This is a genomic window from Microcoleus pseudofavosus SVA1_A4 (genome assembly GCF_036700565.1).
In the GTDB taxonomy this organism is placed as follows: Bacteria; Cyanobacteriota; Cyanobacteriia; order Cyanobacteriales; family Microcoleaceae; genus Microcoleus.
In genome coordinates, this window is sequence record NZ_JAUBPE010000033.1 from 41,747 (window position 1) to 62,914 (window position 21,168).

At 47.4% G+C, this 21,168-nt stretch carries 17 protein-coding genes and 1 tRNA gene; 11 read left to right on the top strand and 7 right to left on the bottom strand.

Annotated features, from left to right (window positions below; translation table 11 throughout):
• Positions 1–82 precede the first annotated feature (82 nt).
• The gene (locus QUA02_RS16010) at positions 83–913 is read left to right on the top strand and encodes a phytanoyl-CoA dioxygenase family protein (RefSeq protein WP_333029170.1); all 831 of its coding nucleotides are present in this window, start codon (positions 83–85) and stop codon (positions 911–913) included.
• A gap of 273 nt (positions 914–1,186) precedes the next feature.
• Here the strand turns inward: QUA02_RS16010 and QUA02_RS16015 are convergent, their stop codons facing one another.
• A complete protein-coding gene (locus QUA02_RS16015; RefSeq protein WP_333029192.1) occupies positions 1,187–1,567 on the bottom strand; it encodes a hypothetical protein in 381 nt (126 codons plus the stop codon).
• A 357-nt stretch (positions 1,568–1,924) separates the two neighbouring features.
• Here QUA02_RS16015 and QUA02_RS16020 point away from each other — a divergent pair, with 357 nt between their 5' ends.
• A complete protein-coding gene (locus tag QUA02_RS16020; protein ID WP_333029193.1) occupies positions 1,925–2,524 on the top strand; it encodes a M23 family metallopeptidase in 600 nt (199 codons plus the stop codon).
• Positions 2,525–2,538: 14 nt separating this feature from the next.
• The gene (locus QUA02_RS16025; protein WP_333029171.1) at positions 2,539–3,774 is read left to right on the top strand and encodes an MFS transporter; all 1,236 of its coding nucleotides are present in this window, start codon (positions 2,539–2,541) and stop codon (positions 3,772–3,774) included.
• Positions 3,775–4,021: 247 nt separating this feature from the next.
• Here the strand turns inward: QUA02_RS16025 and ftsH are convergent, their stop codons facing one another.
• Positions 4,022–5,956 carry an ATP-dependent zinc metalloprotease FtsH gene (ftsH, locus tag QUA02_RS16030; protein ID WP_333029172.1) on the bottom strand — a complete coding sequence of 645 codons (1,935 nt, stop codon included), beginning with the start codon at positions 5,954–5,956 and terminating at the stop codon, positions 4,022–4,024.
• A 138-nt stretch (positions 5,957–6,094) separates the two neighbouring features.
• Here ftsH and QUA02_RS16035 point away from each other — a divergent pair, with 138 nt between their 5' ends.
• On the top strand, positions 6,095–6,373 hold the full coding sequence (locus QUA02_RS16035; protein WP_333029173.1) for a hypothetical protein: 279 nt from the start codon (positions 6,095–6,097) through the stop codon (positions 6,371–6,373).
• 124 nt (positions 6,374–6,497) lie between these two features.
• Here QUA02_RS16035 and QUA02_RS16040 read toward each other — a convergent pair whose 3' ends face one another.
• Positions 6,498–9,098, bottom strand: a complete 2,601-nt coding sequence (locus tag QUA02_RS16040) for a dynamin family protein (RefSeq protein WP_333029174.1) — start codon at positions 9,096–9,098, stop codon at positions 6,498–6,500.
• Between the two features lie 83 nt (positions 9,099–9,181).
• On the opposite strand from QUA02_RS16040, the gene QUA02_RS16045 reads away from it, so the two are divergent.
• Positions 9,182–10,507, top strand: coding sequence for a hypothetical protein (locus tag QUA02_RS16045; protein ID WP_333029175.1), 1,326 nt, complete (start codon positions 9,182–9,184; stop codon positions 10,505–10,507).
• A 69-nt stretch (positions 10,508–10,576) separates the two neighbouring features.
• On the opposite strand, the gene QUA02_RS16050 is transcribed toward QUA02_RS16045, so the two are convergent.
• The 3 genes from QUA02_RS16050 to QUA02_RS16060 form a co-directional block, all read right to left on the bottom strand.
• Complete coding sequence (locus QUA02_RS16050) at positions 10,577–11,296, bottom strand: DUF2786 domain-containing protein (RefSeq protein WP_333029176.1); 720 nt, start codon at positions 11,294–11,296, stop codon at positions 10,577–10,579.
• 188 nt (positions 11,297–11,484) lie between these two features.
• Positions 11,485–12,699 carry a DUF790 family protein gene (locus QUA02_RS16055; RefSeq protein WP_333029177.1) on the bottom strand — a complete coding sequence of 405 codons (1,215 nt, stop codon included), beginning with the start codon at positions 12,697–12,699 and terminating at the stop codon, positions 11,485–11,487.
• A 103-nt stretch (positions 12,700–12,802) separates the two neighbouring features.
• Positions 12,803–14,341, bottom strand: coding sequence for a DEAD/DEAH box helicase family protein (locus QUA02_RS16060; protein WP_333029178.1), 1,539 nt, complete (start codon positions 14,339–14,341; stop codon positions 12,803–12,805).
• A gap of 312 nt (positions 14,342–14,653) precedes the next feature.
• Between QUA02_RS16060 and ald the strand changes: the two genes are divergently transcribed.
• The 6 genes from ald to mutT all read left to right on the top strand — a co-directional run bounded on the left by ald (position 14,654) and on the right by mutT (position 19,648).
• Positions 14,654–15,742: an alanine dehydrogenase gene (gene ald, locus QUA02_RS16065; protein ID WP_333029179.1), complete on the top strand. Its 1,089-nt coding sequence runs from the start codon at positions 14,654–14,656 to the stop codon at positions 15,740–15,742.
• A gap of 266 nt (positions 15,743–16,008) precedes the next feature.
• Positions 16,009–16,090: transfer RNA gene (locus QUA02_RS16070), tRNA-Leu, on the top strand.
• Between the two features lie 73 nt (positions 16,091–16,163).
• Positions 16,164–16,940 carry a TrmH family RNA methyltransferase gene (locus tag QUA02_RS16075; RefSeq protein WP_333029180.1) on the top strand — a complete coding sequence of 259 codons (777 nt, stop codon included), beginning with the start codon at positions 16,164–16,166 and terminating at the stop codon, positions 16,938–16,940.
• A gap of 583 nt (positions 16,941–17,523) precedes the next feature.
• Positions 17,524–18,483 carry an RNA polymerase sigma factor, RpoD/SigA family gene (locus QUA02_RS16080; protein WP_333029181.1) on the top strand — a complete coding sequence of 320 codons (960 nt, stop codon included), beginning with the start codon at positions 17,524–17,526 and terminating at the stop codon, positions 18,481–18,483.
• A gap of 224 nt (positions 18,484–18,707) precedes the next feature.
• Positions 18,708–19,049 carry a DUF760 domain-containing protein gene (locus QUA02_RS16085; RefSeq protein ID WP_194009546.1) on the top strand — a complete coding sequence of 114 codons (342 nt, stop codon included), beginning with the start codon at positions 18,708–18,710 and terminating at the stop codon, positions 19,047–19,049.
• A gap of 194 nt (positions 19,050–19,243) precedes the next feature.
• Positions 19,244–19,648, top strand: coding sequence for an 8-oxo-dGTP diphosphatase MutT (mutT, locus tag QUA02_RS16090; protein WP_333029194.1), 405 nt, complete (start codon positions 19,244–19,246; stop codon positions 19,646–19,648).
• Positions 19,649–19,877: 229 nt separating this feature from the next.
• Here mutT and QUA02_RS16095 read toward each other — a convergent pair whose 3' ends face one another.
• Positions 19,878–21,119, bottom strand: a complete 1,242-nt coding sequence (locus QUA02_RS16095) for a histidine kinase (protein ID WP_333029182.1) — start codon at positions 21,117–21,119, stop codon at positions 19,878–19,880.
• Between the last annotated feature and the right edge of the window lie 49 nt (positions 21,120–21,168).

Genomic DNA, 21,168 nt, shown 5'->3' on the forward strand with positions numbered 1-21,168 from the left:
ATTTAGTTGACAAATTCGTTGGCGTTTAAGAGAAATGAGTGCTAATCTAATAATAGTTGATAATTTTACCTTAATTGGAATTATGAACACAACGACATTGAGCGAAGTTTTTACCTATCAGCAAAAGACTTGCAGCCTTTTTGATACAGCAGGTATTGCAGAAGCCTTGCATGAAGACGGTTTTGCACTGATTCCCGGTGTGCTGGGCCAGTCGGAAGTGGCGGCGGCCCGGGAAGCACTGGATCGCCTGCAACCCTTCGGACTCGACGGTAGCAGTTGGAGTGAGTTGAACCAGCATTTTAAGTGCGTTTTTAATCGCGATCGGCTGTGGCTTTCCTATGCCGATCGACCGGGTATAATTGAGTTAGCAGAATCATTAATGGGCAGCGATTGCCACATTATCGGCATGACTGCTTGGAAAAGCGGGCCCGGTTATGACGGTTGGCGCGTCCACGTCGATCGGGTGTTTGTACCCGTGCCCGAAAGCGTGTTTGCCGTTAGCGCAGCCCTCGGAGAGGAGCGCACTTTTCAACTCCCGGTATTGATTTGCACCGCCCATTTCTATCTCAGCGATGTCACAGAAGACCTGTGTCCTACCTATATTATTCCCGGCAGTCACAAGTCTGGTAGAAAACCCGATCGCGGGGAAGAAACCTGGAACGGGCAATCCCTAGAACCAGTGTTGTGTAAAGCAGGAGATGTGTTATTTTTCCGCAGTGAAATTTGGCATTCCGGCGGCAAAAATACGACAACAGATCGCACTCGCTATATGCTGCAAGTGCATTATTCCCACCGCGACATTGCCCAGAAATTTTCGCCTTGGCCGTGGCAATTTAATCCAGAAATTCTCGCTACCGCTACTGAACGACAACTGCGACTTTTAGGCAAACATCCTGAATCAACTTACGGTTAAAATACCTTGCTAATTCTGTTTAATGACACTAGAGAAATCCTTACAAAAAATAAGAACACCATCTCTTCTTTTCTCTTCTCTTTCTCTGCGCCCTCTGCGACCTCTGCGGTTCATAAAAAAAATCTGTCACAAATCCTTTAACATTATAAAGTGATATTTATTTGAGATATTGAGTTTTGGATTTGAGATTACGATCCATCCCAGAGGCGGGAAAATCTCTGAATCTGTGACAAAATCCCAATCCAAAATCCCAAATCCAAAATCTAAAATCGCCTAAGATTGACCGTCTCGGCGGCCGAGTTCGTACACGCCGCCGCCAATACAGGCGATCGTACCCATAGATACCGCCCAACCAGTACCCAGAGAAAATTCTACGCCCCAATTGCACAATCCCCCCGCAATCAAAAAGGGCACAATGCTCAACAGCGAAGCGTAAAAGGCATTTTGAGCTTCTCTCGCTTGGCGGGTTCTTTCAAACTCGGCTTCCGAGGTGTAGAGGGATCTTTCGGCAAAATTCATCCAGCGGTTGAGTTGCAGCATCACCCATTCGCTGAGGGGCGACAGGCCCCAATACAGGGCCAAAGACCATAAAGACGCACCGGCGATCGCAGTTGCGTCTATGGCAAAACTAAAGGGAAAAATTTCAGTAAGCATTGCTTGATGTCTGTTATGAATTTGAGATTTTGGATGACATCCAAAATCCCCGAACTTAACTATAGTGTCCGACAAAGGCTCGATCGAATTCAACCGCAGCCGAAATTCTGCCGCCATTTTTTTTGCCTCACCCCCCGGCATTCACCCGGAAGCCTTGACAGTATTTCTGCATGAAGTAAGATACACGTTGTTGATAAACTGATTCGCGAAGGAAGGGTAGAGCTCAGACGCCATCTTGCAGCGAATTGGCACTCCTCAACGCACACTCGCACACACATTCAACTTTCAGCCGTGAAAAAAATCCTGCAAGACTCTAGAGGCCCTAGAGTGGCAAAACGCTTTTTTCGTCCCAAACAGATGCTGCTGCTGGCATTTTCGATCGGCATTGTTTTGATTAGCCCTTATTTGCAGCAGCAGTTGGTCAAAGCTCAGTCAGCCTTACCAAGCAAAGTAGCGACAGGTAATTTGTGGCAAGAAGCTTCTTTCCCAGTCGAAAATTTTGAAGCCTACAGTTCCCCGTTCGGCCCCCGCGGCGGGGATTTTCATTACGGTTTGGACATGGCAGCCCCCGAAGGCAGCTACATCCGCAATTGGTGGGGCGGGCAAATTGCAGAAGTTTGGGAGGATGGTAGGTGCGGCACTGGTATGGTAGTGCGATCGGGAGATTGGGAACACATCTACTGTCACCTCAGAGGCCGAGTGGAAACGGCTAACGGCGGGCGTTATTATACCGATCGCGAAGGCTTACAAATTTGGCAGGGTCAAACAGTGCCGGCGGGCGCGAGAATTGCCAGAGTCGGGATGACCGGCCGCACGACGGGCCCTCACCTGCACTGGGGATTGAAGTACGGGGGCCGCTGGGTAGACCCGGCTTTGGTACTGCGGGAAATGTACGCTCAGCAAAGCCCTAACTTTTCTACCTCGTCCCAGTCCCAGAACCAAGGACAAGGCTACTGATTCTCTGAAAACTGATGCAAGAAACCTCTAAAAGGCTGCACCTCCAGAGTTTGCGCGCCCTGGACTATTTGAACTTTTTTCTGGCCGACGTGCGCGACGGTGTGGGGCCCTATCTGGCTATTTACCTGCAAGCTTCCCGCAACTGGAACCCGGCTCATATCGGGATTGCTATGTCTGCGATGGGCATCGCTACAGTCATTGCTCAAACTCCTGCGGGGGCTTTGGTAGATCGGCTGCGGGCTAAACGGCTGTTAATCGCGATCGCGGCCGGGTTGGTGGCGATCGGCTGCGGCTCGATTATTTTGCTGCCAACTTTTGCGGTGGTGATCTCGGCTCAAGCTTTGAACGGCGTTGCGGCTGCAATTTTCCCGCCGGCGGTAGCAGCGATTACGCTGGGCATAGTTGGGCACAGCAAGTTAGACCAGCGGATCGGCCGCAATGAATCGTTCAATCATGCAGGTAATGTGGCTGCGGCGACACTGGCGGGTTTAGTGGGCCACTTTATTGCGCGGGAGGGGATCTTTTTGCTGGTGGGGGGAATGGCGATCGCCAGCGCGATCGCGGTGCTCCGGGTGCGCGAAGAGGATATAAATCACGAGTGGGCGCGGGGGGCCCAACTGGAGGAGGAAGAGGCAGATGGTGGAAATCAGACTCACGTTTCTGGGTTCGCGCAGCTATTTAGCGATCGCCGCCTTGCCATTTTTGCTCTTTGTGCCGTACTTTTTCACTTTGCTAATGCCGCGATGTTGCCTCTCGTCGGTCAAGAACTCTCTGCTGGCAAAGCAACTGGCGCAGCTCTCTATATGTCTGCCTGCATTATTGTAGCTCAGCTAGTGATGATTCCGGTGTCTAGCTGGGCGGGGCGTTTGGCCCACGGCGGGCGCAAAAGAATTTTTTTGATTGCCTTTGCTGTGCTGCCAATTCGCGGCGTACTTTATACTTTGAGCGACAATCCCTATTTTTTGGTTTCAGTGCAGGCGCTTGACGGCATTGGGGCGGGAATTTTTGGGGTGCTTTCGGTGCTTGTGGTTGCTGATTTAACGCAGGGGACGGGACGCTTTAACCTCACGCAATCGGCGATCGGCACGGCTGTGGGAATAGGGGCTAGCAGTAGCAATTTAATGACTGGGTTTATCGTTCAAAAAGCTGGATATAATGCTGGATTTTTGACTTTGGCTGCGATCGCTGCGGTTGCTTTGGCGGTATTCTGGTTCGCTATGCCGGAAACCAAATCAAATCAAATCCGGTAGCATCGGAATTAATATTACCCAAAGTCAGGACACGGCGCCGTGCCGTGTCCCTACAATTAATTGGGGTAGTCCAAGGGCACGGCGCCGTGTCCGAACTATTCCGAATCACTAATGATATCGTTTCCGCTTGCATCGGAATCATAATATTTGGATGATTTTACTGCGAGCGGGGACGCTCGCGATCAACGCAGCGAGCGGGGACGCTCGCACTACATAATTCCGATGCTACCGGATTTGATATGACTCTTTATGTCGGTGCCAATTGTTTTTTTGTCAACTCGGTGTACCGATCGACAATTTGGCGGAATTCGTCACCGTCGATCGTTTCTTCATCCAACAGCGCTTCGACAAGTTTGTCTACCAAAGCGCGGTTTTCGCGGATAATCCGGCGAGCTTCTTCGTAGCAGTTAAAGGCAATCTCCCGGACTTGCCGATCGATCTTGATTGCCATTTCTTCGGAATACTCACTTCGCGAATTCCAGCTTTGACCCAAAAACACCTCATTGTTCGGACTTTCTAAAGCCACAGGCCCCAAATCAGACATTCCGTAAAGCGTTACCATCTCCCTCGCGAGACTGCTAACAGCTTTGATATCGCCGCTGGCACCCATAGTTACTTCAGCATCGCCGTAAATTTCAGCCTCTGTCGCCCGTCCCCCCAAGGCTACTGTAATCTGGCTTAACAGCCAAGCCCGACTCCTCAAACCTTCACTATCGAGCATTTCGTCGTCCAGGGCAAACTTAGCAAAGCCTGCGATGCCGCCGGAACGCGGAATAATCGTTACTTTTTCAAGTGGATCGGCATTTTTGAGCATTGTCGCGACTAGGGCGTGTCCGACTTCGTGGTATGCTACTATCCACTTTTTCTTGCTGTCTAGCAGGGGGTTGAGGGTGAGTCCGATCGTAATCCGGTCGAGCGCGTCGTAAACTTCTAAGTTGCTAATAGTGTCTTTACGACGCCGCGCGGTGAGAATTGCTGCTTCGTTGAGCAAGTTTGCCAAGTCGGCGCCGGAAAAGCCGGGAGTGCGGCGGGCGATCGTGTCTAGGGCAACTTCTGGGTCGAGTTTTTTGTTGCGCGCGTGAACTTGCAAAATCCCCAAACGCCCTTTGTAACTGGGCAAATCTACCGTTACTTGGCGATCGAACCTGCCGGGCCGCAGCAGGGCGGTATCGAGCACGTCGGGGCGGTTGGTAGCTGCAACAATAATCACCCCGCTGTTTCCCTCAAAGCCGTCCATTTCTGTCAGCAACTGGTTGAGAGTTTGTTCGCGTTCGTCATTTCCGCCGCCGATACCAGCGCCGCGCTGCCTTCCTACGGCGTCTATTTCGTCGATGAAGACGATGCAGGGGGAATTTTCTTTAGCTTTGCGGAACAAGTCGCGGACGCGGGAGGCGCCGACTCCGACGAACATTTCGACAAATTCGGAACCGGAGATGCTGAAGAAGGGGACGCCTGCTTCGCCTGCGATCGCTTTTGCCAGCATTGTTTTGCCTGTGCCCGGAGGCCCGATTAACAGCACTCCTCTGGGAATTTTGGCGCCGATGGCATTGAAGCGTTCTGGTTTTTTGAGGAAAGTTACGACTTCTTGCAGTTCTTCTTTAGCTTCTTCGATGCCTGCTACGTCGTCGAACATCACGCCGGTTTTGGCTTCCATTTGGAAACGGGCTCTGGATTTGCCGAAGTTCATGGCATTTCCTTGAGATTGGGTCGATCGGCGCAGGATTGCCATCAGCACTGCCAGCACTGCGAAAATTACCAGCAAGTTTACTACTAAACTGACTGCTGCGGTGTTGTCTGCTGTTTGTTTGACTTCAAAGTCGATCTTTTTGGCGCGGATTTGCGAGTAGAGTTCTCGGTTGTTGTAGTCGAAGAGAGTAACTGATTGGGCTACATCGCTTTTTTGATTTTTTAGCCTAACCCTGGCAGTTCTTTGAGTTTCGTCTATTTCGATTTTACTGACTTGTCCTTTTTCTATGTTATCGATCAGTTGGGTGTAACTCATGGTGTTTGGCGCGCTGTCGGCAAACACCGGGGTCGAGAGCAATATTCCTTGAGAAATCACCAAACTGCCCAGGATGCGCCAAAGATTGCGTCCTGGAATTGATTTTTTAAGATTTTGGCTCGACTTGTCTTTGATTGCAGCTAGATGCCCCAGCCATGTGTGTTTCCCAGAATTTTTCATATATATTGCTTTGTCCAAGGTGGAAGACTGCCAAGATTGACCGCTTGTGGTTTGCTACGTTCATTTATTTTAACAAGAGCGCGGGTGTTGAAGGGGTCGATCTGTTTTATCGGGTCTCAGACAAAAACAGAAGCAAAAATGGCTTCAAACCCAGACCTAGAAAGACTTTTAGCTCGAATTGGCATAAATCTAGCAGTCACAAAGGTTTCAGGCGTTTTTAGGTCATCAACCTGTTTTCGTTGTCCAGAGAGGTTTTCAGCTTCTTTAGTGACTATAAAATGTCTAATTCCCGATAATATGCTGATTGTCGATGAGTTGCTGCCGGGTTTGGAGTTGACGACTCGACGGATTTTTGCAGAACCGGGGTTAATGGATTTATTGAGGGCGATCGTACTCTGTGCAAGAAATCAGTGGTAGGGTGCGTGACCACGGGAAAACTTTAACTCGCGGCGGTGGGACTATTGACTGTCACGCACCGCGACAAAACCATAGTATTTACAAGGTACTATGGTTTTTTTGCGCTTACCGTCTCGTCATTGAATTAGCGATCGCTCTGATTTAAAATAGCCTCAATTTGATTTTGTACCTGTTCGAGTTCTCGACGTTTGTCAGCCAGCCAAACTTTTTGGGCTTCGCATTCTGCTCGCTCTCGATCGCGCTTTTCCTGCTGTTCTAATAAATTTTCCCACAGCGACATTGCTTGCGCGATCGCCCCGCTAGCTGCTTCATTTCGCTCGTCAAATACTGTTTTAATTCTTTCATTTATCTTCTCAAGAATCGACTTCTCAGACTCCTTAAATTTCTCCAACCCTAACTTACGGACTTTTTGCTTTATCTGAGAGTGAATTCCATCAATATCTAGCATTCCCAGCCCAAACGATCCACCTCCTGCAGCAGCTAACGCTGCTACAATAACTGGAATGAGACCCACTCCTATAAACGCCAATGCAGCCGCGACGGCTCCACCAAGACCTAAACCACCCAAAAAACCTCCAGGACCTCCAATATCTGAGTTGATTGATGAAGCGATATCTAGTCCATCGATACCAATTCCACCCAGATTTCTTGCGGCGAAGTTATTGAATTGAGTAACAAGGCTAGTGCTAAGTTGCAGATCCAACTGTTGAAAATCTTGTCGAATTGCAGAAATATCTTCATTAATTTTGCTGTCTAAAATTGCTATTTTTTGTGTCAATATAAACTGCAATTTTTTGGCGCTCCAGTCATCAATCTCTTGTGTTAGTTCCTTCACAAATTGATTGGCATAATCTTGGATCAAGTGGTTTTGGCTCAAAATCTGATTGTGCTCTGAAGTCCATTCCTTACTTTTGGTAGCCATGCGATCGTCCAATCCTTCTTGCCACTCATGAAAAGACCGATCGACTTCCTTAGAAGATTGTTTTCTCAGTTCTCCTGCTAATAGTCTAATCTTAACATCGCGGCCGCTTGCTTCCGCCATCTGTTCAAATATTTTCTGTTTATCTCCTTGAGAAACTGTCAAATTTCCTTCTAACATTTCCCTATATTGACTCAATTTATCGCAGCCAGTATTAATAATTTGCTTAATTCCGGCTGCAGATTGGTTAAGTGCGATCGCGCCCCGTTTTTCTATCAAAAACTGTTCGAGAGATTTGGTGAAATCCTGAAAAGATTTCACATACTCATTTTCCGTCCCATCCAAAATAGCATTAAGTGCTGATTTAGCCGAAATAAAATGAATCCGGTTTTTACCAGCAATAATTGGTTTTTCCCCATAAACAATTGTTTCTACCGTTTCTTTTACATCCTGGCGATCCTCTTCACTCTCCAGCCAATCGAAAAAACTCACTGCAATAAAAATGTTTCTTGCACCTTCATTCTCTTCACCATAATTCAATTCTTTTTTTAAGTACAAAAGCAGTTCTTGTTCTGTCTTTGTTAAAACAGTGTTAGCCTGAGTCAAAAAAATAACTGCATCAGCCGTTTTCAGAACTTGCTGAGTCGCCACTGTGCGTTCCGCTTGTTCGTTCAATCCGGGAGTATCAATAATTTCTACGCCATTGCTGCACAACTCTAATTCGGGATGCTCAAAAACGATTTCTGCGATTTCTGATGTGGCTTTTTCATCTGCAAGAGAACCAGAAGCTGCCTTTCTAGAAATAGAAGCTTTCTTTTGATATTCTTCCGGCGAAATCTCTTCCTTATCTCCATTTTTGTAATAACAAACAACCCTGCGCTTCGATCCATATTTCAAAATAGTCACCGTACCGCTACAAGGAGTAGCCCGCACTGGTTGAATTTTCTCGCCCACCAAAGCATTTAGTAAGGTTGATTTGCCTTTACTAAACTCGCCGACGACAACCACGCGAAACCGCTGAGATTGCAATTTGCGAGATATTTTTGTTACTTCTGCTGTTAAAGTAGGAGATAGCACGTTGCGATCGCTTCCATCTTGCAGAGTTAAATATAGTTTTCCACAAACAGCATCCAGTTGTTGTCGGTACAGTTGAAATTTTTTCAACTCCTGATAGGACGAAACTGACTGATTTTGATTTGTTTTGTGTTTCGGTTTTGCTGGTAAATGTCCGATAATGTGACTGGCAGCACGGACAAACATAGAATCGAGAGATTGAAATTGTGCTGGATCGAGTAACCTGTGCACTTCTGCTAAAGCTGCTGTATCTGCGATCGCTTGATTGCTAAAACTCGCTTCTAAAACTGCCAAGTATCGAGAGTCAATTTCCAGTGTGTTACCGATAAGTATTAAATACTCTTTTTCGCTATCGTCCATTGTCCCATCTGCTGCCGACATCTGATAGCCAAAACTAATCAGCAGCAGTTTTTCCTCCTCAGAAAAACACGCTGTCAGCGCCAACAACTCCTGCATTTTTTTGTAAACTTGCTGTTCCCGCACACCCTTAACCATCGGCATTACCAATGGGCCCAAACTGCTGTTAGGGGGAATAAGTTCCGTCAAAGTTGCCCGCAATCGCTGCGTTTCCTCAGCACTTACCGTACCGTCAGCATGAATGACTCCCAGCAACACCGTCACCAGCCCCCCCAGAAAAAGCACAGGCGGAGTAATATCTTCTTTTCGGAGTTTTTGCCCTGTCACCAGCGAAACAAGCTCAATTGTTTGGGGACTAATTAACGAATTATTCATTGGCAGCGCCTAATAATATTTCTTTTATTAAATGGATCATAATAGATCAGTTGTTGTGTTGGTTTCTACCAGGGTAAAAATTTATGATGAACTTTGTATTTCCCGCAGCGGTACAGGCTGCGATCGAGGCTGGCAAGTATGTACAAGTTTTTACATCTGCCGGAGTGCCGATCGGCATGGCGAGGGATGCAGCGACGGGACAGTTTGTGGCTCATGCGGTTGGCGCGATCGTCAACAATAGCCCGCTAGCGCCCTTAGTGTTGCCCGTGCAGCTTGTCATGAGTGGCTTGCAGATGTACCAAAACTATAAGGGCGTTGAAGCCGTCAAAGCTGATTTGGAGGTGCAGAGGCAGCAAATTCACATGGGCTTTCAAGCCGTCCAAGCCAGTATGGGAGTGCTGCAAGCGACAACAGCCGTCATTGGTGTGGGAACTTTCGCCGGGGTAGCCTTGTCAGCGGTGAATTTGCACCAGACATTGAAACTAAAAAAAGCGGTAGAGAGGCTGGAAGTTAAAGTAGAAAATGGTTTCATCAATTTAGAACAACTTTTGAAAGGTCAAGGCGCGGAAATTAAGCAATTAATTTCCGAAGTGGTTGCAGATATAAAATTTGAGAACCATCGCCTAGTCTTAGTGCGAGCTTACGGGTTATTTAATCAAGCAATTCAACGAATGCGATCTGCTTTGCAACTTCAAGACATTAACCGTCGCAATGCTGAAATTGATGCAGCGCGGGGGATGTTGTTTGAGGCTTTAGCAGACTACAGAAACCCGCATTTGTTGACAGAAACTTGTGCGGCGGGACAGTTGCGTCGGTTAGAGTGCAGTTGGGCGATCGAGCAAAGTATTATCGGCACGTATCAGGTGCAAAATGAATTTGGTGCTGCGGGCGATCAGCTTTCTCAGCTTCAACAACAAATCCGTCAAGATGGCTTAAGAATAATTGATGCTTGTGACTCTGATGACGAACTAGATTTTCTGTTTCCTGAAATCACGCGAATTCACAATCACGATTTAGCTGCCTTAGACATTTGGCTTAATCAGATTGAATGGACTAAAGCTTTGCCCGAAAGTGAGTTAAAGCAGTTAGAGAGTGCTGATTTTAGTAAATCAGACTTAGCTGTTATGGGGGATAAAAATTCAGCCAAAACAGCTTTAGCGATACCGGATGAACAGTTATTTTATGAAAATTTGAGGCCGAAGTCTCATTTTTATGCGCTTTGCACTCAACTGGAATTAATGCTCGATCCGCAGCAGCGTCAAGAGTACGAAGATTATATCATTGAGCAAGGGGAAATAGCGGGTCATAAAAGTTTAGTATCGTCGAACTTGGAAAAAGCCTCGAATTTGGCTGTTGCTAATCTTTTTTACTATTTCAAAGTCCGAGATCAATCGGAAGAATCGGAATAATCAGACCTAATTTCTAATTTGCTTTAATTTTATCCCAGTTTTGATTATCCCTCAATTACTATAGAGAACTCAAAGACTTTCATTAAGTTGCTTCATATCCTCTTGCGGCTGTACTTGCTTGTGCAAACTAATTTTGTCGCCCACTTCATACCCCGAATTAAAACCCGCCTCGCTGCTGACTTGAGAATCTGTTCTCGTTCTAATTTTAACCCCTCGACCCTCTAAATAATCCGCGATCGCCTGTTGATTTTTCTCAAACATCGATCGCACTACAATCCCTGGAGTCGCCGCCACATCCCCCGAACCCGGAATCCCCGACTCTTCCATCTCCTGTTTTTGTTCCAACAATCTTTGTCTCAACCTCGTCGCGCATCCAACTCGAAAAGCATTCAGATACGCCAACCCCCTGCCGTTTCCTTTGCGGTATTTAGCCCTTTTTTCAATTGCAGAACTCAAATACTCGTACAGATGTTTGCAAACAATCAGGTTGGTAGAAGTTCCCACCAAAAACATACTGCCATTATAAGTGTTTCGCATGGCATTGCAACCGTTAGCGTCGGCAATTCCCGAAAGCAGAATCATTTTCCAAGTGACAAATTTCGATGTTGTTTCAACAGAGTTTTCGTCAATCTCTTCTTGGTGATTTGGCCCTAAATCGGCGAGGCTGAGATTGTACTGTGCCAGTAAAAGGGAAGCTTTTTCGGCCGCAGCAGTCGATTCGTTTTCATTGGATGAGGTGGCGAGGGCTAAAAGCTTTTTGATTCTTTCGACAATACTTGTGTCTGCCATTTTTCAATCGGTTTTAGGGTGAGAGTACGCGGTGGCAAGGATTTGGGTAAATTCCTATTTTAGTATAGCTGGGAATGTACGATGTTTTTTGAGGAGGATTTTTTTGAACCGCAGAGGGCGCAGAGGGCGCAGAGAGAGAAAGAAAGAAAGAAAGAAAGAAGTTTGCAACTGATGGGCGGATTGGTATACTATTCGAGGACTTCCAGGACTGATTTAGGCAGCAATTTATCTTTAAACCAGACTACTTTTGCTGGCACGTCATTTACATTCACTCCGGCTTTTTCTAAATTCAGCCGTTCGGAAATAGCTAAAATCAAGTTATCGCATTCTGACTTCTGTACTTGTGCAAATTTCTTTTGCAAATACTCCGGCCGCCAATAGCCAACTATTTCTAGTAAAAATACTCGCCCGTCGGGATGCACTAACCGAAAGTCGGGAATCATCACACTACCTGGAATCGGAATTAAATCAACTTCGCGTTCTAGTTTCCACTCGGTTTTTGTGGAATTCCATCTTTCAGCAAATGCTGCTTCTAACATACTATCATAAGGCTTGCCAGGGGGATAGTGGCTGACTAAACCGCAATCGGAATTTAGGGTAAATTTACCTGTTTTCAAAACGCCGCTAAAAGGGTCTTTTGTGTGCAGTGTCGAGTGCATACTCCATTTGGTGACGTGCAGCAGTGCGGGCAGCATTTTCGCGAGGGCTAAGCCGTAGCGGGTGCTGGGTTTAAATAAGCTTGTAGGGCCGTCTATTGTCAGTGTAAAACCGTGGTCTGCATCGCCTTCGATGTAAGTCATTAATTGAAATAGTTTCAGATAGCGAAATAAGAGTTTGTATTCTCCTGGATCGTTGCGGTGGGCGGTTAATTGGACTTGACTTGCTCGGTAAAATATGCCTTGAACTTGAGAAAGATTGTATTTGTGAAGCAAGTTTTCGGGTGTTGGCGCATTAAACTCTGTGAGGATTTTGTTTTCGTTTAAATCCGCGTATAAACCTGTAGTGATTTCGTGAGGCAAAACTTCTCTGTTTAAGTCTTGGCTGAGTTCAGTTGCTACTTTTTCCAGGGTTAATTGGGTGGATTGAGGGCTGGGAGTCGATCGCGCGGACAATGCAAAAACCCGCTGTCTCAACTCTGAGGGTTCTAGGGGACTGATGACTTCCAATGTGCAGAAACCGCCTTTCAGCAGGTGCGCTAATCCCCGTTTCAGCCGATAATCGGGGCTGTCGCCTTCTAATTCTAGCAACCGTCCGTCGAGTTCGCCTTGGGTTTTGCCGATCGACTCTTGAAAGCAGTTTATCGTTTCGGTAGCTGCATCTATGTTTTTAGCATCTATCTTGAGGCGTAGGGGGATGATTGACTCCCCGTTTTGGCGGTGACTTAATAAATCAGTGGGTAGCATTTGTTAATAGTTTTTTATTTTTAACGAACCGCGAAGGCGCGAAGAACGCGAAGAGAAGAGAGAGAAAGAAAGAAAGAGAGTGTTCAGATATAGTTTGGGCTTGTTACCAGGGAATTTCATCATTGTCTTCTCCCCATTTTGCAGGTGATTCTGCGGCTTTTTTAGTTGTCTCTCGGTTGACTCCGTAAATGGGTGTCGGTTTGACAATTTCTAATTTCTGATATTCTGGCTTTGGCGGTTCTATTTGTGTTTTTGCTTGGGGTTTGTGAGGCTGCATTCCTCCTCGGCGGCGTTGAGAAGTTCTTTCTTCGCTGGTGTCTTCGGTGACGACTTCGTAGAGAATTGCTAACTTATTTACATCGCTGCTTTTGCGGAGAACTCTACCCAATCGCTGGATGTATTCGCGTTCGCTGCCGGTGCCTGATAATATGATAGCAATTCTGGCGTCGGGAACGTCCACTCCTTCGTTGAGGACGTGGGAGGCGACGAGGGTTTTGTATTCGCCGCTGCGAAAGCGATCGAGGATTTTGTGGCGTTCTTTGACTGGGGTTTGGTGGGTAATTGTGGGGATGAGAAATTCTTGGGAAATTCGGTAAACTGTGGCGTTGTCTCCGGTGAAAATTAGGGTGCGCTGGGGAGAGTGTTCTGCTAGTATTTGGGCTAAAATTCGCAGTTTTCCTTCGGTACAAAGGGCGATTTCTTTGGCTTGGCGGTGGGCTAGCATGGCGCGCCGTCCCAGGGGCGATCGCGCGCTTGCCATGATAAACTGTTTCCAACCTTCGAGGCTGGATATTCTGATGTTAGACTGTTTTAAGAAGTCGTTGCGAATGTTGATTAATTCGGCGTAGCGGTCGGTTTCTTCTGTTGACAGTTTTACCATAATTTGAACTATTTTATGGTCGGCTAAAGCATCGCCTGCCAAATCTTCGGGTCTTTTGCTAAATACTGTCGGGCCGATGAGAAAATGCAAATCGCTGTGGCGGCCGTCGGTGCGATCGGGTGTTGCTGTCAGTCCCAGTCGATAAGGGGCGATCGCATATTCGGAAATTACTCGATAAAAGTCCGTTGGCAAATGGTGGCATTCGTCAAAAACCAGCAAACCGTATTTATTGCCCAAGGTTTCTGCATGAATACTTGCACTGTCGTAGGTTGCAACTAAAATTGGCGTTTTGTCCCGCGAACCTCCGCCCAACAATCCGATTTCGATGTCGGGAAAAGCTGCTTTTAAATTAGCGTACCACTGGTGCATTAAATCGAGAGTTGGTACTACAATTAATGTACTGCGACCAGTGACTTGCATGGCTAATTGTGCCAGATAAGTTTTGCCCGAAGCGGTGGGGAGGACAACTACTCCTTGGCTGCCGGCTTCCTGCCAAGCTGCGAGGGCTTGTGATTGATGTAGGTAAGGCTGCATTTCCACGCTGGGTACGAGTTCGAGTAGTTCGTATGCCCTAGCTTCGTCGCTGAAGTGAATGCAGTCGGCTTGGAGGCATTCTACCAGCGGGCGGTAGTGAATCGCTCGAATGCGGTATTTTTCCACGCGATCGTCCCAAGTCGCAAAGTCCACCCAGTCTCTGCCTTTGGGGGGCGGGTGCAGCAATAGAGTTCCGCGATCGAATGTTAAGGTAGGTGTGCGTGACATTGTTTTTTTGAGACCTGAGTCGCTGCTGTTAAATTATAAGTGACTGATAAGATGAGTATTTTGACTGCATATATATCGACTTATGGAAAATGATAAATTGGGGAAATTGCGATCGCAGTAGCGGAAAATCAAAAAATTGTTCCCCTAGCACAGCATGACTTTTAAATCTAGTATCTCCCGATCTCCGACTTCTTAAAGAAGTCGGGGATTTAAACCGGGGTTTCAAAATCTAATATCTCAAATGGTATTATGCCGATGGAATTATTGCTAGGCTAGATTCGATCGAAGTATGGCTGCAATTTGAGGTTATAGATGGAAATAGGCGTCCCCAAGGAAATCAAGGATTTAGAGTTTCGAGTCGGGCTCAGTCCCACAAGTGTCCGGGCTTGTTCGGACAAAGGCCACACAGTTTTTGTAGAAACGAATGCAGGTGCTGGGGCCGGTTTCGCGGACGAGGACTACGTTGAAGCAGGGGCTAAGATTGTCTTAAAGGCTTCAGATGTCTGGAATCGACAACTAATTGTTAAAGTTAAGGAACCGCTGCCTGCTGAATATCCGCTGATTCAAAAAGAGCAGTTGCTGTTTACATATTTGCACTTGGCGGCCGATCGCGCATTAACCGAGCATTTAATCGACAGCGGAGTCCAAGCCATCGCCTACGAAACCGTGGAACTCCCGGACAGGAAATTGCCGCTGCTGACGCCGATGAGCATTATTGCAGGGCGTTTGGCCGTGCAGTTCGGAGCTCGGTTTTTGGAACGACAGCAAGGTGGCAGAGGAGTGCTTTTGGGCGGCGTACCGGGGGTAAGACCGGGCAAAGTTGTGATTTTGGGCGGCGGAATCGTCGGCACGGAAGCGGCGCGTATTGCTGTAGGAATGGGCGCTAGAGTGCAGATTTTGGACGTAAATGTCGATCGACTGGCTTATCTAGAAACTCTGTTCGGTTCCAGAGTAGAATACCTCTACAGCAGTCCTTTGCAAATTGAAGCAGTTGTTCCCGATGCTGATTTATTAATCGGCGCGGTTTTGGTCTTAGGTAAAAAAGCTCCTATTCTGGTTTCTCGCGAATTTGTTGCGAAGATGCACCCCGGTTCTGTGATTGTTGATGTCGCTGTCGATCAAGGCGGCTGCGTGGAAACTTTGCGGGTAACTTCTCACACAAATCCCACTTATGTCGAGGAAGGAGTGTTGCATTACGGCGTGCCGAATATGCCAGGTGCCGTGCCTTGGACTGCGACTCAAGCTTTGAATAACAGCACTTTGCCTTATGTTTTGCAGTTGGCAAATAGCGGGATTAAAGCATTGGAAATTAATCCGAGTTTGGCGAAGGGATTGAACGTGCAGAATCACCGATTGGTTCATCCGGCCGTGCGCGAGGTTTTCCCGGATTTGGCCGATTAGATTTCCCGTTTTTTCAGCAAATCCCGTAGGGTGCGTCAGATCGAAGCTTGTGGATTATTAATAACCGGACGCGAGCTGACGCACCCTACTCAACTACACAGCGTTTTGCGATGTTTGGCTAACAGTAAATCCTCGAAACTAAAGGATTTCTCAACCCGAACAGTAATTTGTGCAAAATATTACTTGCATCCCACACTAAAAAATAAATGGCAAAAAACACTTGACATATCGGCGAACTTATGGCAGAGTAGTAATTCGTGACCGATGCGGAACTGGCGGAATTGGTAGACGCGCATGATTCAGGTTCATGTGGTGCAAGCCTTCCGGGTTCAAGTCCCGGGTTCCGCATTCCAAAGGCAGAAGAAAGTTTGGGGTTAACCCGATACAGGCAATAACCCCATTCGCTCTGCTGAATTAAACAATGCTGACAAGTATTCAAAACCCCCTAGTTAAAGAAATCCGCAAGCTGCACAGCTCGAAGGGACGCAGGGAACAACAATTATTTTTACTCGAAGGGACGCACTTGCTCGAAGAAGCTTGCGCTGCCAAATACCCGCTAGCAACGGTTTGCTGCACTCCCGAATGGCTGGAGGATCACGGGAAACTTTGGGAGCAAGTTGGTAATTTAGCCGATCGCACAGAATTAGTAAGTGCAAAAGTGTTAGAGTCGATCGCCACTACAGTCCAACCCGACGGGATTATCGCCACCGCACCGCGCACCGCAACTCCACCGACAGAATTGTCAACTTTAGGAATAGCCTTAGAAACAATCCAAGATCCCGGTAACTTGGGGGCGATCGTCCGCACGGCTGCGGCTGCTAATGCCGACGGTTTGCTACTGAGCGCTGAGTGCGCCGATTTAGACCATCCAAAAGTGCTGCGCGCCTCGGCAGGAGCTTGGTTTAAACTGCCAATGGCAGTCAGTCCAGATTTAACCGCCGAAGTCTCCGGCTATAAAAATCGAGGAATGCAAATTTTAGCAACCGTCGCCGACGCGAGTTTAACTTATTGGGAAGTAGATTTGCGAGTGCCGACTCTGATAGTTTTGGGCAATGAAGGCTCTGGGTTGTCGGCCCAATTGAGAAGTTTGGCCGATCGACAAATCCAAATCCCCCTGAGCCGCAGCGTAGAATCTTTAAATGTGTCGATCGCCGGAGCCCTCATCTTATACGAAGCTCAACGGCAAAGAAGTCATTAGTCATTGGTCACGATCTGTGCATGGAACCCGTGCGAAACCGGGTTTTTTTACGAAAAGACGCGTTACAACCCGCAGATGAGCGTAAAAAACCCGGTTTCTAAGCATCGCGCCGTGCGATTGCGAACTGTATCTGTAAATTCAAAGCCTGATTATTGACAAGTTGTTGGCCATTTAAATTGTATTTTTTAATTGCGTTTTGGAAAAGCATCTGGTAGCGTCTCCCATCTCCCCCTCTCCCCCTCTGAGATTTGCCCGATTTTGTTTAACATGATGCAAACTCTGAAGCTAGTTTACGGGTACTCTCATACAGTGCAGTGCAGACTTGCACGAAATAAATATGAAGAAATGTAGGCAACTGCTCTCACAAATGTTAAGATTCTTAACATAACGTAGTATTGTGCACGCCCCAACCAAAACCTAACCTGAGACGGTGCTGACTGGGAGTAGCAGCTAGTTACCATAAAACGAAGCCTCTTTAAGTGAAAGGAAAGCGCAAGTCCCCGCCCGCTTTCCTTTCATTTAAAGCTAGGGGTTTGCGAAGCCGCAAACCTTTAGAGGCACAGATCCTCAGCGGGAAAAGCTCATGAAAACTCTTAAGTCCTCAGATACAGATTCTGTTCGCGCTTACTTGCGGGAAATCGGCCGCGTTCCGCTGTTGACCCATGAGCAAGAAATACTCTACGGGAAACAGGTACAGCGCTCAGCCGCACTGCATCAGGAGAAAAATATTTTAGCCGAAGAGTTAGGCCGCGACCCGACGGCGGCTGAATGGGCACAGACAGTCGGGCTGTCTGAGGCACAGTTGCAGCGGACGATCGAACACGGGGAAAGGGCAAAGCGCCAAATGGTGGAAGCCAATCTCCGCCTGGTAGTGTCTGTTGCCAAAAAATACATCAAGCGCAACGTAGATTTGCTCGATCTAATTCAGGAAGGCACGATCGGGATGCAGCGGGGAGTAGAAAAATTTGACCCGACTAAGGGCTACAGATTTTCAACTTATGCTTATTGGTGGATTCGTCAGGCAATTACTCGGGCGATCGCCGAAAAAGGCCGCACCATCCGCTTGCCTATCCACATTACCGAAAAGCTCAACAAAATTAAAAAGGCTCAGCGCCAACTTGCTCAACAGCTCGGCCGCGCGGCCACGGCTGCTGAATTGGCATCAGAGCTAGAATTGACTCCCAAACAGATTCGCGAATATCTCGATCGCGCGCGCCTGCCACTTTCCCTGGACTTGCGCGTGGGAGACAATCAAGATACAGAGTTGGGCGATTTGTTGGAAGATACGGGTACTACCCCCGAAGATTTTGCCCTGCAATCTTCCCTGCGGACTGACTTAGACCACCTGATGGCGGAACTGACTCAGCAACAGCGAGAAGTTCTCGCCTTGCGGTTCGGTTTAGAAGACGGGCAAACCTTAACGTTGGCAAAAATAGGCGATCGTCTCAACATCAGTCGGGAACGAGTGCGGCAAATAGAACGGGAAGCTTTGACCAAACTCCGCAAGCGCAAGCAAGATATCAACGATTATCTAGCCAGCTAGGTAGATTGGCCATTTGGCGATCGGGCGAAATGCCCGATCGCCATCCCCAATCTAAAATCGTAAAAACCGCCGCTTTTAATTCGGTTGTGCCCACTTGGTTGCTGCGACTGTCCTGCTACATTAGTAATTACTTAGTAATAAAGATCAGCAGCGATCTGATAATGGTTATTTAATTTAACCGCCCGCATCTAAAATAACAAGCTGTCTCTGAAACGGAGGTACTCGTGAGTAATTCATCTAATAAATCCCCAGAATTTTTTGAAGAAGACGGAGAAAATGCCAACTTATTATGGCAATACGTGCAGTCAATGGCTCCCGACACTGTTTCTCAGTTGTCTAAGCCGACTTCTCACGAAGTGTTTCAAGTAATGGAGCGAAATATTGTCGGACTTTTGGGGAATTTGCCTTCGGAACACTTCGGGGTGACAGTTACTACCAGTCGCGAACATTTGGGTAGATTGCTCGCCTCGGCGATGATTAGCGGTTATTTTCTCAAAAATGCCGAACAGCGAATGACTTTTGAAAAGTCGATACAAGCCAGTGAGAGACACGGCTCGGAAGATTAGTTGATTACTAACATTTAAGCTGTGCAAGTGTCAAGCCCCCCTCGCAAGATGGGGGCTTAAGATTTTGGATTTTGGATTTTAGATTTTAGATTGTTGATTAAATAATTGAATAATTATTGATATTATTCTTGAATTCCCAATTCCCAATTCCCAATTCCCAATTCCCAATTCCCAATTCCCAATTCCCCATTCATATGTCTCTTTCTCCTGTGCCCCACAAAGTTATCGGCGTTGCTGCGATCTGGAACGATCGACAACAAATTTTGATTGACAAGCGCCGACAGCACGGACTGCACGGCGGTTTGTGGGAGTTTCCGGGGGGTAAAATAGAGCCTGGGGAAACGATCGAAGCTTGCATAGAACGGGAAATTATGGAGGAGTTGGGGATTGTCGTAGAAGTTGGCGATCGCCTGATTACAATTGACCACGACTACACTAAATTTACAGTTAGGCTCTACGTGCACCACTGCCGCCACGTCAGCGGGGAACCGCAAACGATCGAATGCGATGAAATTCGCTGGGTGACACTCGACGAAATTGACCAATTTACTTTTCCCAAGGCAAACGCACAGATTATTGCTGCACTGCGTTCAAGTTGAACTGTCATATCAAATTCGGTTCCAACTGATATCAATTCCGGCTGCGCCGGAATTATATAGAGGACACGGCAGTGCCGTTTCCCTACCCCAGATTTATTGTAGGGACACGGCACTGCCGTGTCCTGATTTCGGTAATATTAATAATTCCGATGCTACCGGATTTGATATGACAACTGACAACTAACAACTGACAACTGACAACTAACAACTGACAAATGACAGCTAACTTTTATTTTTGGACGGGCAGAGTAAAGTGAAAACAACTGCCTCGATCGGGTACGGAGTCTACCCAAATTTGACCGTAGTGGGCGCGGATGATGCCTTGACACAGAGACAGTCCAATGCCGTAACCGTCTGTTGATTTATCTCGCTGCAAGCGAAAGCTGTCTTCAAAAATGCTCGCGCAATCTTCTTCAGGAATTCCCGGGCCGCTGTTGCAAATGCTGACTTGAACTTTGTAAGCTGTGCGGTGGAGAATTGAAAGATTAACAGTTCCTCGGTCTGGCGTGTACTTGCTGGCGTTGTCAAGCAGGTTGACTATGACTTGTTTGATGCGATCGGGATCGGCATAAATCAAGGGCAAATCTGTGGGAATGTCTGTTTCCAAGTTCAGACTTTTCGCCTGAAATTTATCTTCAAATTGCAGGATTGCATCTTGACAAATCGCCCCCAGTTCGATTTTTTTTGCTTCAATGTGGAGTTGAGCGTTTGTACCCCGGGCTGCTTCCAGGATATCTGTAATCATGCGATCGACAATTCGGATTTGGCGGCGGGCTTGTTTCATCAAATGAGCCGCCAGACTCGGTGTCAAACGCGACTTTTCCCCCTCTTTCACCTTCTGACTGGACTCCAAAGTCTCCAAAGCCAAAGATGCGGCCGTCAAAGGATTGCGCAAGTCGTGAGCTAGCATCGCAATAATCCGGTCTTTAAACTGCAACTGCTCTTGCAGGTGTTCTTTTTCCTGTTTGAGGCGAAAAACTTCATCAGAAAGCTGCACGAGTTCCGCGGCGCAAGCAACGGAATAGATGGGTTTTGGGTCGTGTGCCAGAGAGGACGCCAGAGCTGGGGCAGACTGCTGCCCAACTGCGTATTCTTCTACAGAACGCTTCCAGCGGGGCCACCAGTGTTCTAGTTGGGCGATCAAATTGCTGCCGGCGAGAGTTTGTCGAGGCTCGGGATGAATTTTGAGCAGCGAGGGAGTCGCTACAAGTTTAAAGTGTTCGGCTAAATCGGGCTGTTCTCCTACGTCGATGACTTGAAGCTCAAAGTCGCACTCTGCCTTCAAATCCTTGAGGTACTTGCGGATGTGTCTGGTCTGTTCCCTGGAAGAGGAACGCTTGTCTACGAACAGCAAAAGCTGTAAAAGCGGTTCGGAATTGGTCGGCTGTTCGGGAGAACAGTCGGTGTCGCTGGTGCCGGGTGTTGGATGGACGCTGTTGAGCTTTTCGATCGGGTGAAAATAATTGACCATTGCCGAGCCGAGTTATTTCACTTCTACTTTAATTTAATACTTACTTTAG

Bases quoted from the DNA above. Each gene is read 5' to 3' on its own strand.
- QUA02_RS16015 (WP_333029192.1), bottom strand. From the start codon at position 1,567: ATGCTTACTGAAATTTTTCCCTTTAGTTTTGCCATAGACGCAACTGCG.
- QUA02_RS16080 (WP_333029181.1), top strand. From the start codon at position 17,524: ATGAAAACTCTTAAGTCCTCAGATACAGATTCTGTTCGCGCTTACTTG.
- QUA02_RS16055 (WP_333029177.1), bottom strand. From the start codon at position 12,699: ATGCTACCCACTGATTTATTAAGTCACCGCCAAAACGGGGAGTCAATC.
- ald (WP_333029179.1), top strand. From the start codon at position 14,654: ATGGAAATAGGCGTCCCCAAGGAAATCAAGGATTTAGAGTTTCGAGTC.
- mutT (WP_333029194.1), top strand. From the start codon at position 19,244: ATGTCTCTTTCTCCTGTGCCCCACAAAGTTATCGGCGTTGCTGCGATC.
- QUA02_RS16075 (WP_333029180.1), top strand. From the start codon at position 16,164: ATGCTGACAAGTATTCAAAACCCCCTAGTTAAAGAAATCCGCAAGCTG.
- QUA02_RS16060 (WP_333029178.1), bottom strand. From the start codon at position 14,341: ATGTCACGCACACCTACCTTAACATTCGATCGCGGAACTCTATTGCTG.
- QUA02_RS16035 (WP_333029173.1), top strand. From the start codon at position 6,095: ATGGCTTCAAACCCAGACCTAGAAAGACTTTTAGCTCGAATTGGCATA.
- QUA02_RS16040 (WP_333029174.1), bottom strand. From the start codon at position 9,098: ATGAATAATTCGTTAATTAGTCCCCAAACAATTGAGCTTGTTTCGCTG.
- ftsH (WP_333029172.1), bottom strand. From the start codon at position 5,956: ATGAAAAATTCTGGGAAACACACATGGCTGGGGCATCTAGCTGCAATC.
- QUA02_RS16025 (WP_333029171.1), top strand. From the start codon at position 2,539: ATGCAAGAAACCTCTAAAAGGCTGCACCTCCAGAGTTTGCGCGCCCTG.
- QUA02_RS16020 (WP_333029193.1), top strand. From the start codon at position 1,925: ATGCTGCTGCTGGCATTTTCGATCGGCATTGTTTTGATTAGCCCTTAT.
- QUA02_RS16045 (WP_333029175.1), top strand. From the start codon at position 9,182: ATGATGAACTTTGTATTTCCCGCAGCGGTACAGGCTGCGATCGAGGCT.
- QUA02_RS16010 (WP_333029170.1), top strand. From the start codon at position 83: ATGAACACAACGACATTGAGCGAAGTTTTTACCTATCAGCAAAAGACT.
- QUA02_RS16095 (WP_333029182.1), bottom strand. From the start codon at position 21,119: ATGGTCAATTATTTTCACCCGATCGAAAAGCTCAACAGCGTCCATCCA.
- QUA02_RS16050 (WP_333029176.1), bottom strand. From the start codon at position 11,296: ATGGCAGACACAAGTATTGTCGAAAGAATCAAAAAGCTTTTAGCCCTC.